Annotated in this window: 7 protein-coding genes and 1 pseudogene; 7 read left to right on the forward strand and 1 reads right to left on the reverse strand. The window is 42.9% G+C overall.

Features of this window, described 5'->3' with window-relative positions; translation table 11 throughout:
• Window positions 1–341 precede the first annotated feature (341 nt).
• The 4 genes from F0145_RS08595 (at window position 342) to F0145_RS08610 (ending at window position 9,420) form a co-directional block, all read left to right on the forward strand.
• Complete coding sequence (locus F0145_RS08595) at window positions 342–3,704, forward strand: UvrD-helicase domain-containing protein (RefSeq protein WP_150087899.1); 3,363 nt, start codon at window positions 342–344, stop codon at window positions 3,702–3,704.
• 190 nt (window positions 3,705–3,894) lie between these two features.
• Entirely contained in the window at window positions 3,895–5,214 is a 1,320-nt protein-coding gene (locus F0145_RS08600; RefSeq protein ID WP_150087900.1) for a hypothetical protein, read from the forward strand.
• 327 nt (window positions 5,215–5,541) lie between these two features.
• Window positions 5,542–6,168, forward strand: a complete 627-nt coding sequence (locus F0145_RS08605; RefSeq protein WP_150087902.1) for a hypothetical protein — start codon at window positions 5,542–5,544, stop codon at window positions 6,166–6,168.
• Window positions 6,169–6,531: 363 nt separating this feature from the next.
• Window positions 6,532–9,420, forward strand: coding sequence for a PD-(D/E)XK nuclease family protein (locus F0145_RS08610; protein ID WP_150087904.1), 2,889 nt, complete (start codon window positions 6,532–6,534; stop codon window positions 9,418–9,420).
• A gap of 366 nt (window positions 9,421–9,786) precedes the next feature.
• Here the strand turns inward: F0145_RS08610 and F0145_RS08615 are convergent, their stop codons facing one another.
• A complete protein-coding gene (locus tag F0145_RS08615; RefSeq protein ID WP_150087905.1) occupies window positions 9,787–10,074 on the reverse strand; it encodes a LysM peptidoglycan-binding domain-containing protein in 288 nt (95 codons plus the stop codon).
• A 290-nt stretch (window positions 10,075–10,364) separates the two neighbouring features.
• On the opposite strand from F0145_RS08615, the gene F0145_RS08620 reads away from it, so the two are divergent.
• The 3 genes and pseudogenes from F0145_RS08620 to F0145_RS08630 all read left to right on the forward strand — a co-directional run.
• The gene (locus F0145_RS08620) at window positions 10,365–10,772 is read left to right on the forward strand and encodes a lipocalin family protein (RefSeq protein ID WP_190277503.1); all 408 of its coding nucleotides are present in this window, start codon (window positions 10,365–10,367) and stop codon (window positions 10,770–10,772) included.
• A 142-nt stretch (window positions 10,773–10,914) separates the two neighbouring features.
• Window positions 10,915–12,420, forward strand: a complete 1,506-nt coding sequence (locus F0145_RS08625; protein WP_150087909.1) for an ATP-binding cassette domain-containing protein — start codon at window positions 10,915–10,917, stop codon at window positions 12,418–12,420.
• 193 nt (window positions 12,421–12,613) lie between these two features.
• A pseudogene (locus tag F0145_RS08630) lies at window positions 12,614–13,039 on the forward strand (hypothetical protein); the annotation flags it as partial.

Genomic DNA, 13,039 nt, shown 5'->3' on the forward strand with positions numbered 1-13,039 from the left:
GTAACCACCAATATTGTTTATTATGGCGCGAAAGTTACTTTCATGCCTTTCTTAAATTAAGCTGATTGTCTCATTTAAAAATTTAAGGATTTTCTGTTTAGGCCTGGATGTATCTATATAGATCAAATATTGACTTTACTTTTCACTAAAAACATAATAAACCATCTAAAAAAGTTTTCCTTTAAGTCACGGAAGTAATTTCTGCCACATATAATGTTTGTATAAAGGCTCAATCAACATTCCGCTTTTAAATCAACCGGAAAAGGCGTAATTTTAATATTGCATTCGGAAGCCATACCAAGTGAAAGCTTCCCTCCTACAGCCTTAAGCAACTACCATCTGTGCCTCAGCAATTTAAAATTTACTCTTCCTCGGCGGGTTCCGGCAAAACGTATCACCTAACCAAAGAATACCTGAAACTGGCGCTACAAAGCGACAATCCCAGTTATTACCGCTCGGTGCTGGCCATTACTTTTACGAACGATGCGGCCAATGAAATGAAAGAACGGATTATGTCGGCCTTGCGGCAGTTCAACGATCCGAACCTGGGCGAAAAGCAAAAAGCCCAGAGCGAAACTTTGCTGACTTCTATTACCGCCGAAATTCAGGAGGAATATTCCGGCCAGGAAGTTTCGGTAGAGCTAATCCGGGCGCGGGCGGCCCGCACCTTTGAGCAAATCTTATATAACTACTCGGAGTTTGCCGTGAGTACCATCGATGCTTTTGTAAACAAGGTGGTTACGGCTTTTACCCGCGAGCTGAATATTCCTTACAACTTTGAAGTAGACCTGGATACCACTACCCTGCTGAACACGGCCGTGTCGTTGCTGCTGGATAAAGTAAACAACTCCCAGGACAACGAACTGCTGTCGCGCACCTTCGAAAATTATGCCTTGGAAAAAGCCGACGAAGGCCGTAGTTGGAATAATTTACCTGCCGAACTGGCCGCTTTTGCAAACAATCTCCTGAACGAACAGGTTTACGAAGCCATTTCGGAATTGCAGAAGCTAAGCCTGGAAGATTTTAAGAAAATCCGGCAGGACTTGTACGCGCAGAAAAATCAAATTGAAAAATCAATTCTAGAAAGGGCCCAAGCTGCCATAGATTTGTTCCAACAGGCCCAGGTAGAACCGGCGCATTTGCATTACAAGGAGCGTGGCATTTTTGGCTTCTTTAGTAAATACCTGAAAGCTTTTGAATTTTACGAACCCAACGCTTACGCGTGGCAGGCTATTAACGACGATAAGTGGACCGGCGCCAAAGTACCGAAAGACGTAGAAGCCCGGCTTGATACCATCAAGGCTACTTTGGTAAAATATTTCCGGGAGATTGAAGCTATCCGGCAAGAGCAGGCACCTTATTATATATTGATTACCGAGCTGCTGAAGCACCTGTACCAGGTTTCGGTGCTGAACGAACTGGAAAAATGCATCCAGGAAATAAAGCAGGATAAAAACCTGGTGCACATCTCGGAGTTTAACAAGCGCATTTCGGAAATTGTACTGAAAGAGCCGGTGCCTTTTATTTACGAGCGCCTCGGCGAGAAATACAACCATATCCTGATTGATGAGTTTCAGGACACCTCCTCGCTCCAGTGGAATAATTTGTTGCCGCTCATCGAAAACTCTTTGGCTTCGGGCTACTTTAACATGGCCGTGGGCGATGCTAAACAAGCTATTTACCGGTGGCGCGGCGGCGACATGGACCAGATTTTACACCTGTACAAACGCAATACCCCGGCGTTGTACCAGAACCGCAAATACCAGGACTTACTCGAAAGCCGCTACGACACCCTGGATTTAAGCCTCACCCCGGCCGACCTGAATACCAATTACCGCAGCACCCGCGAAATCATCGACTTCAACAACGAACTGTTTGAGTTCATCAGCGCGTCGTACCCCAACTACGAGATGCTGCGGAATATTTACGACGAGAACTTCAAGCAGGCGGTACCCGATGGCGCGGCCCGCACCGGCGGCCACATTCAATTGCTCTTTACCCACCCCGACGATTCTAACTATCAGCACGACCTGGACAACTGCTGCCGCACCGAAACCCTGTACGAAGGCTACGAAAAACCTGAAATCCTGACTTACCAGGAAAGCACGCTACAAATTGTTCTACAATTGGTGCGACAGGCTCAGACCGATGGCTACGAACCCCAGGATATTGCCGTGCTGTGCCGCACCAACCGCAACAGCAAGCTGGTGGCTAACTATTTAAAGGAAAAGAAGTTCGATATTATTTCACAGGATTCGTTGGCCCTGCAGTTTGCCGAAGTGGTGAACCTACTTATATCGCTGTTCCGGGTATTTAACCGTCCCGACGATACCCTGGCCCGCTCCGAAGCCATGTACCTGGTTTGTAAAGTGGTGCTACAGGTGCAACCCGATAACCAGATGACCCAGCTGATTGCCGATGTGGCCAATTACGGCAGTAACCAGCTCTTCTTCGACCAGTTGCGCACCCTGAGTTTTAACCTCGAAGAAAAAGAAACCGGCAATTTATCGCTGTACGAGCTCACCGAAAAACTCATCCGGATTTTTGATTTGCTGGGCAAAAACAACGAGTGCGAATATATTTTCCGGTTCCTGGATGTGGTGCTGGAGTACAGCCTGAACCAAAGCAATAACCTGAACAATTTTTTGGAGTACTGGGAAACCCACAAAGAAAAGCTGAGCATCAACTCGCCCAAAAACCGCAACGCCATCACCATTACCAGCATTCACAAAGCCAAAGGTCTGGCCTACCCGGTGGTTATCGTTCCGTTTGCCGATTGGTCTATTGAGCCGCAGCGGGGTGCTTTGCTGTGGGGTAACCTCCCGGAGGCTCTGCCGGGTTTAGGTAAAATGGCCTCGGCGGTGGTAACCATGAGTAAAAAGCTGGACGAAACGCCTTTAGCCGCCCAGTACCAGGCCGAACTGGAAAAAACCTTTATCGAAAACCTGAACATGCTGTACGTAGGCTTTACTCGTCCCCAGGACCGCCTTTACATCGTGAGCCAGAAAAAAGATTTTAATTCGGGTGCCAACCAGAAAACCATCAGCTACCTGCTTTACCTGTACCTGCAGCACAAAGAACTGTGGCAGGACGACCAGTTGTGCTACCAGTTAGCCAAAGGCCACGTTTCACAAAAGGCCGCGGCCCCTGTTACCGAAGCCGTTTTTCACCTCGATACCTTTAGCTCCTACAACTGGCAGCAGCGGCTCCAGATAAAACAGCACGCCAACAACGTATTCGATTTCCAGACCCAGCAGGAACACCGCAAATGGAATCGCCGGTTGCACTACGCCCTCTCCCGCATTACCACCGCCGACGAGCTGAATTTCGTCACGAAAATGCTGGTAAACGAAGGCATTATCAGCAGCAAAGAACTGCCGGAACTCCGCGACATGCTGAAGAAAGTAGTAAAGCACCCGCAACTGGCCCGCTATTTCAGCAAAGACGTAGCCTTCGAAAACGAAAAAGAAATCCTGCACGCCAAAGCCACCCGCTACAAACCCAACCGCATAGTTTTCGACGGCACCCGCGTCGTTCTCCTGGACTTTAAAGCCCCCCCTTTGGTGCAGGAACACATCGATAACCTGAACTACTATGCTAGCTTGTTTAAGGATTTACTTTTTGCAGAGATTAAATGTGTATTGTATTACTTTGATGTGGAAGAAGTGGAGCAATGGGTTTATGTGGAAGAGGTAAAGCGTTAAAAGTTTTATTGTATTCGTAAACCATAAGTCATTAGAATTTAAATTAAAATGGATAGCCTCCTTAACAGGGAGGTTTTTTGTTTATGAGAACTAAAAATACTGATTTTTCAGTATTGCACCGCTATTCCTAAATAATTAAACTGCTTTAGTATTTTCATTGAATAAAATTTACAATCAAACATATAATTAAATGAGAGCGCTCAGGTTGCTTATTGTAATTTTCTTCTGCTTATTGTTCAATGTTTCAAACGCCCAGAATAAATTTAAAGCTTACTTCAAGAGCAATATAATAAGGCTTAGCTCCTCATCAGCCACTACAATTGATACAGCTATATATGTGATTGTTCCTAAAGGGCAAAGCTTGCAAAATGGAAAAGTTGTGATTTCCATAAACGAGGATGCATCTTCAGCTAACCTCAGGGCCGTCAAAGTGCAAATAGGAAATGATATTAAAATTGGAGCCCTTGAAGATACTTTGCGGGCACGATATGCAATTAGGGTTCCTAGAGATGCAATTGACGATAAATTTGTACGCTTGGAACTACAAGCTTATGATAGCTTGGGTAGGCGAGTAGAATTAGCCGAGGGTAATACAAAAACTACTATTTACATAAAGCCACTGATTGCAGATTCGCTGACGACAAATGACACATGGGAACTTTGGCTGTTCACCGGAACGAACTTCGACCCGTTCGTAGGAGCCAAACCTCAAGAATTCTTTTTTAGAGCTAACACTGTTTTTAAAATTTCAAATAAATTATATGGTCAAATTGGATTTTACAAAAACAGGTACTTTACGGCTGACTCGACCGCCAGTATTCAAGTATTTTATCCTAACTCACCAAATCGAATTATTCAAGGTACCGATACCTCATATAGTTATACTCAGGGAACTTACCAGAGAAATATATCTCAAAAAATTGACCCTGTAGGTGCTCAACTTGATTTTTTTTACAAAATAACAAATGAAGAAACGAAGGGTAACTCAAACTTCTTTGGTACAGTAGGTTTTGATATAAGTACAAAACTTATTACACTTGAAAATAAGTTTACGAATATTGATACGACAACTATTCTACTAAAACAGCCTAGGTCCGGAGGGCGAGGTGAAGTCTTCTTCCCACTTCCAGTTCGAGATGAACGTTTATCATTTCAATTGCCTGTATACAATTATAATTTAGGTTTATTGTGGATACTTGATAATAGTAGTTTTAATATAAAAGCGCATGTAACCATTGGAACCAGCTTTTTCCAGGGTGCAAGAATATATACTCCACGTGGTTCTACTCAACCTACCGTAAGTTACCAGAAGGGTGAGCCACAATTTTATCATCAAATTAGAGTTTTTGCAACAGCCAAAAAACAAGGAATTAGTTTTGGTTTCGACATGTACAATAGATTAGGCATTTTCCCACAATTTAACTATACATTATCAAAAGTATTTGATTTAAGAAACTTCTTAGATGTTTTAACACCTGTTTCTTCACTAAATTTAAATAAAGCTAAGTAAGTATTTTGTATTATGCTTTACAAATACTTCACAATGCTCTACTGAATACTAAAGATAATATTTAAAAAATATTAGTGGCCTACTTCAAATAAGCTTAATAAAAAATAATAATTCACTTTTATTACAAAGTCATTTTACACATTAGCTGAAGTGTGTGTAATCAATATTAAGCTAATTAAAGAGTTGCTGGAACATAATGACCTAAAATAATTATCCTCTTTCTTAATCAAAAGAAACAAATATGAAAGAGCTATTCATTCTTTTGTCAGCCTCGAACGTTGACTACAATAACTTACGACCTTCAAATTAACATTTATGTAATTTTCAGTGAACCAAGCCAAATCAGTTTTTGATTTAATAGAATCTGTAAATCGCTTTGCGTTTCCTCTTCTTATTTCTCTTATTTTTCCGATAATTTGGATTATTTTTAAAAAGCTCTTTGGGCTTTCAAATGAAGGTGACAAGGCTGTATTTTATTCCTCTTTAACACTTTTTATTATAGGAGGAATTATTCTTAAAATTGGTGAATACAAAGAGGAAACAATTCGGCAAAAGGCTTTAAGCCTAAAACATCTTTATGAAAATGACGGCTATCTTTATTATTATAGGACTTCATTAAACGAAAGAGGTTATTCAGATGAAACTTTAGACAAAATCCTATATAATTATCCTAATGAATTCCTTGAGAGCGGACCTAATATTGTATGTGTTGATTCTTTAGTAAAGAAGCATGTCACTAACCATAACTATGCACTTTTTGATGCTTACATCAGAGAAAAGCTTAAATCGGAAAAAATGGTTAATGTAATGCTACTATTTCAAGATGACTCAACTATTAGAAATGTAAAAAATTATTTTTCACAAGATATTGTTTATGGCTTTTTAGCAGCTAATAAAGGGAAATTCAATATTGATGTAGTTAATGATAGCACAATGATTCTTAAAGCCGACTAATTACTACAGCCAGTAGGGAACAAATGCGGCTGAACCAATGCTTTTGAACAATAAATGTAACTTCATCAGTAAATTATTTTAAACTTTATTTCAGGGTCAACGAAACAAAGAATACCGCCACTGCACAAATCCAAGTCAGTTTTCTTTACTATGAAAATCAAACCGTATTATCTGTACGTTGGATTAATCAAGTTAAGCAGCTTACGTAATCCTGGCTTTTCTTCTAGATACTGGAAACGACGATACTTCAATTCTTATTAACTTTATAAAATAACTAATTTTACCAGGCCTGCCTCCCCTTTCATATTCTAAAAACCATTATTTTAGATGTACCAACCAGCAGCCATTACAAAAATTAAATAAATGAAATCATTCCTGCACCAGGCAGCCGAATATATCTACAACAAATACCCCGAAACCATTAGCCAAATTTGCGTGGTACTGCCTACCCGCCGGGCGAGCATTTATTTTAAAAATGCGCTGGCCCAGGTAGCCACCGAAGGCATCTGGTCGCCGGAGGTATCTTCTATGGAAGACTTTATCTGCCGGCTGGCCAAGGTAGAAGTACTCGAACCCATTCACCTGCAACTCGATTTATTCGATATCATGCTGGACCTGGACCAGCACCTGGATTTCGACCAGTTTGTTACCTGGGCGAGTACCCTGCTCGAGGATTTCAGCCGCATGGACCAGGAAGTGGTAGATACGAAAAAGCTGTTTGAATACGTAAGCGAAGCTAAAGCTTTGGAGCGTTGGGACCCGCACCGGATGGGCTTCGAAATTTCGCCGCTGGTGCAGAAATATTTTAAGCTCTGGGATAACCTGGAGAAAACCTACGAAAAGCTGCGGCAAAAACTGAAAGCCGAAAAGCAGGCCTATAGCGGCATGGCTTACCGTTACGTAGCCGAACACATTACCGAACTCGTTTCCCGCACCACCTGCCACCAATTTGTTTTTATCGGGCTCAATGCCATAACCCGCTCCGAAGAAATCATTATCCGGACGCTCCTGAACGACAAAAAAGCGGAAGTGCTGTTTGATTCGGATGATTTTTACATGGAGGGAGATTCGCAGAACCGCGCCGGCCATTTTCTTAAACGGTACAAAAAGCGGTGGCCCCTGCCCGACTGGAAATGGCAGCAAAACCTGCTGCAAACCGACACCAAAGAAATAAACGCCATAGCCGTAGCCAACGCCAGCATGCAGGGCAAAATTGCAGGCCAGTTACTCCAGGATATTCGGCGCGAAAACCCCAACGCGCAGGTAGCCATTGTGCTGCCCGACGAAACCATGCTGCTGTCGGTGCTGCACTCTATCAGCGAAGACATTCCGGATTACAACGTAACCATGGGTTTAACCTTTAAAGGTACGCCTCTTTTTAACCTGATTGATTTACTTTTCGACCTGCACCTGACCAGTGTGTTGCAGCCCCACGCCAGCGGGTACAAGGTAAACATGTACCACCACCTCACGGTAAATAAAATCCTGAGTCACCCGTTTATCCGGCGCTACGAAGCTTACCTAAACAGCAAAGAAGACGAAAACCACCAGAACCTGATTAGTAACGCTGCCGCCGAAATAATCCGGACAAACCGGGTGCTGTTGTCGGCGCGGGAATTATTGCAACTGGGCCAGGAGCACCCGTTGTTTGTGGCCCTGTTTAAAACCTGGCGCAACTGCGACGATATTGTGGCCTCGTTCTACGACCTGATTGATTTACTCAAAACGGTGTACCAATTTCAGCAGGAGAACCATATTGAAACCGAATACCTGTATATTTTTTACACGCTGGTAAAAAAGCTGGACACCATTTTCGATTGCCGGCAGCAGAAAATATCGGTACGCAGTTTTAAGAAATTCCTCTACGAAAATATTGCTCAAACCCGTTTGCCTTTCAGCGGCGAACCCATTTCGGATATCCAGGTAATGGGTTTTCTGGAAACCCGGGCGCTCGATTTTGAGAACCTGATTATTTTATCGGTAAACGAGAATATATTGCCGCAGCCCAAAAAGCATAAGTCGCTGATGCCCTTCGATGTACTGAAAACCTTCGGGCTGCCCACCTACGCCGAGCAGGAAAGTATGACCTCGTATTATTTTTATCGGCTGTTGCAGCGGGCCAAAAAGATAAACCTGCTCTACGTACTGCCATCCGATACCTACGGGTCCGGCGAAAAAAGCCGTTTTATATTGCAACTGCAGCACCACCTGGTTCCGGCTAACCCCAATATTACTTTCCGCGATTTAACCGCCGTGGTGGATCAGCAGGAAAGCAAAAATTACGAGCCCGATATTATTATTCAGAAAGACGAGCAGGTGCTGGCCAGCCTGAAAAAAGCTTTGGCCAAAGGCTTGTACCCCTCTCATTTAAACATGTACATTAACTGCTCGTTGCAATATTATTTCGCGAAAATTGCCGGCATCCAGGAAACGGTGGAAGTGGAAGAAGAAATTGGCGCCGACCAGTTCGGAAATATTGTGCACAAAGTGCTCGAAGATTATTTCCGGCCATTCCAAGAAGGGAAAATATTACTGACCGCCGCCGACATAAACAAAATGTTGGCGACTTTGCCGCAGCAGGTAAAAAAAGCTTTTAAAGCTGGGCCGCTGCAGCACATGCCGGAACAAGGTATGAATTATTTGCTCGCCAAAATTGCTACCCAGGTGCTGGAAAACTATCTGCAAAAACAAGCCGCCTCACCGGATTTGCCGCTGCATATTTTAAGCCTGGAACAAACCATGGAAACCATTCTGGCGGTTGAAATAGATGGCGATATGGTGCCGGTAAAAATTGCTGGTAAAGCCGACCGCATTGATGCCAACGAAAAAGCCGTACGGGTAATCGATTATAAAACCGGTTTGGTTCAACCCGCCGACCTTAAAATTAAACCCGAACACGTAAAAGAACACCTGCTCATCGACCGCAAATACGCCAAAGTGCGCCAATTGTGGCTATACCGTTATTTAATGGCTAAACAACTGGAGGCGGATGGAAAATTAGATGGTAATATTCCGGCCCAAAAAGTTGAAGCCGGCATTATTTCGTTCCGGAACCTGAACGCCGGTTTAATGACCTCCGATATTGCTTTTACCGACGAAACAACCGGTAGCCAGGTCGATTTTATCAGAACCACCGAAGAATATTTAACAGAATTTGTGCGCAACATGCTGGACCCGAATGTACCCATTCATAAAACGCAGGATTTAGAAGTTTGCCAGTATTGCCCTTATCGCGGTATTTGCGCGAGGTAAAATCAAGTTTAAAAGTAATTTATATTAGAAAAAGGTTATCTTTAAAATTTAGTTAACAGTGAGTCCCAGATGTACACACCTGTCATTCAGAAAGAAACTATGTAGCAGGCTGCCAAATAGATTCCTCATGAATGACAGGTGTGAGACTACTATGGCGCGGAAGTTACTTTCGTGACTTATTAAATAACTGTGAATAGATTTTCTAATGTTTTTTGGAAAATAGCTAAAAAATGGATGAATACTTTTTAGTGAACTATTCAAAAGTCACGGAAGTAACTTCCGCGCCATAGTATGGAGAGATAGACTCCCTTAAAATAATAAAAGGAGCTTCACGGAGCTCCTTTTCTGTTTTATAAATACCAATACTTAGCGTGGAATAACCAGTTTCTGTCCCGGATGAATCAGGTTCGGGTCTTTAATCTGGTCTGTGTTAGCCTGGTGAATTTTGTGCCAGCTATTAGCGTCGCCGTACAATTGCTTGGCAATTTTAGATAAAGAATCGCCACTTTTTACGGTATAATATTCTTTTTGCGGCGAAGCAGGTTGTGCCGGTTGAGCGGGTTGGGCAGCGGGCTGATGCACCTGCTGAACTGGTTTGGCTTGCGGCTGGGCCGGTTTCTCCTCACCTTTTTTAAGAAAATCAAATAATCCCATAGTTTTATTTCTTTAATATTTTTAACCTATTTATTAAAAGCTTTTTACAAGGCTTTCTCTCTAAACCATACGCCCCCATCTCAGAATTTGTTCTATCATTAAACTTGTATTCTCATAGAACCACCCGTATTTATTTTTATTAGCTGAATTATTACGGATGGCTATAAACAAAAACAAACCAGGAGTTCAACCTAAAGCAGAAGAGTGCCGTAACATTCAAAAAACGTTATGTATTTTAGTGCAATTAAGGGCACCTAACCAAGATGAATTCTAACTATAAACCTAAAACTATGAAGCTATTAACCTTAAAAAATTATTTCACTTATCTAACTTTATTTATTATGCTGGTACTTGCCAGTTGTCAGGATAAAAATAAAACACCTACGGCTTCCATGATTTCCGGCGACACCAGTAAAACCTGGAAAGCTACCCGCGAAACCAATGCTGCCGGCGATAAAGACAAAATAACCGGGGCCGAAAAGAGCGAAGTAATTCAATTTTACGCGAACGGTTCTTTTAGCATGCGTTCCAGTTCCCAAAATGCTTCGGGCAAATGGACTTACGATGCTATGGCCCGGAGTTTAGTGCTGCAATTTGTGGGCTCCGACATGACTGAAAATTTCCAGGTGGTAAGTTTAACCGAGGATGAAATGAAACTGCAAAGCCCTAGCGGCACCATGAACCTGGAAGCAGAATAATTAAACCTGAAAAATATATTACCTGAAGGCCGGAAATTTCCGGCCTTTGTTTTTTAATCCAACCAATCAATAAACCTGGAAATGCGCCGTTTTTACAGCTTAATTTTTAAATTGCGGTTGATATATTACTTAAATATTATACATGCGTAACCCGCCAACAGCAAATATTAATAAGCCTTTTCTAAGTTTACAGGATGTTTCGTTTAATAAATTTAAGGGACCGGTTTTTAATAACCTGAACTGGCATGTGCGGCAAAACGAAACCTGGGTGATTACAGGCCCCGGCGGTTCCGGCAAAACTACCTTGGCCGAAGCATTGGTGGGTCAGCACCGGATTACCAAAGGTACTTTAAAATATTACTTTCTGCCGGAACAGGAAAATACCTGGAACCTCAAAAAATACGTGGGCTTTATTTCTTTTCCGCCTTCCGAACGCCTGATTAACTACGGCAAATTTTATTACCAGCAACGCTTCAACAGCTCCGATACCGAAGGCATTGTTTCGGTAACTGAATTTTTACAGAATACAACCGGCGTAACGGCTCAGGATGAACTATGGGCACACGTAGTTAAATTAATGAATCTCCGGGATTTGCTTCACCTGGAAATAATAAAGCTGTCGAATGGGCAAACCCGGAAAATGCTCATTGCCCAGGCGCTGTTGCGGCAACCCAAATTACTTATCCTGGATAATCCGTTTGCCGGACTAGATAAGCAGGCCCGCCACGATTTAGAGGCCTTAGTTAAAAACCTGATTCAGCACGACACCGAATTAATTTTAATAACCGACCAGCACGATATTCCGGTTTGGGCCACCCACGTGTTGCACTTAAATAATTTTAGCATTCAAGGGGCTTATACCCGGGCCGAATATTTAAATAAAAATATTGCTGATACCGCAGAAGAAAAGCGAAATAATTTACCGGGGGTAAATACTATATTTCAAAACCACCAAGCCGCGCCTGATTTTAAAGTGGCGGTAAAAATGGAAAACACCACTATTACCTACGATGGAAAAAGAGTATTAAATAATATAACCTGGACGGTAAATCAAGGCGAAAAGTGGGTGTTATTGGGTCCTAATGGTTCCGGCAAAACAACTTTGCTAAGTTTAATTAATGGCGACAATCCGCAGGCTTTTGCGAATAAAATATATTTGTTTGATCGGCGCAAAGGTACCGGCGAAAGTATCTGGGATATTAAAAGAAGAATAGGTTTTATTTCGCCGGAACTGCACCTGTATTTCCGGCAGAATTTGCTGGCCGAAACCGTAGCCGCCACCGGTTACACCGATACTTTATTTCCGAAAGGGCAATTAACCCCACAACAGGAACAAACCTTGCATCATTTTTTCGCCTATTACGAAATAGGACATCTGCAAAAAAAGCATTTTCTGCAGCTTTCGGCCGGTGAGCAACGGCTGGTATTGTTAATCCGGTCGCTGGTGAAAAATCCGGAAATGTTAATCTGGGACGAGCCTTTTCAAGGATTAAGCGCTGATTTAATTCAGAAAACCCAGGAATTATTATCTGCTTACGCCACACCCGCCAAAACCGTAATATTTGTGAGCCACTACGAGCACGAAATACCCACCTGGATAAACAAAAGAATATACCTGGAACAAGGCCAAATGAAAGAGTTGATTTAGCACCTCATCCCCCAACCCCTTCTCCTCAAGGCGAAGGGGAGACCGCCTGACGGTTATTGAATTACAACTCTTCTGGCTAAGATAGATAATAGATTATTTAGAAAACAATTTATCAGATAAAGGTAACTCAAGTCCCTCGCCTTTAGGAGCTACGATTAGGACACAAAATGGAGCGGGGAGCTGTTGGAGGTAAATGGCAGATGCAATATTTAGCAACATTCGGATAGCGCGACGGGTCAAGCAAGTAGTAGAAAAGATAATAGAAAAGCAAAGTGTGGTGATACATCAGCTAAGTGCGAGCGAAGCCGAGCAGCGGAGTTACTACCGTCTGCTGCATAACCCCCGTTTGCAGACCAGTCAAATCATTTCGTACTTGGAAGCGGACTGTGCGCGGCAAGTGGAGGTGGGCGCCCATTATTTAGTATTTCAGGATACGACGCAGCCTAACTTTGAACGCAACCGGCACAACATTTCCGACCAGCAGCAGCTCGGGGTGATTGGAGATAAGCAGTCGCTGGGCTTTTTCCTGCATCCTTCGCTGGTGGTGCAAGCGGATACTGGCCGCTGCCTGGGCTACAGCCATGTGCAGGTCTGGAGTAGAGAAGCAATGGCGCCAGAT

The organism is Adhaeribacter rhizoryzae (genome assembly GCF_008629685.1).
Classification (GTDB): Bacteria; Bacteroidota; Bacteroidia; order Cytophagales; family Hymenobacteraceae; genus Adhaeribacter; species Adhaeribacter rhizoryzae.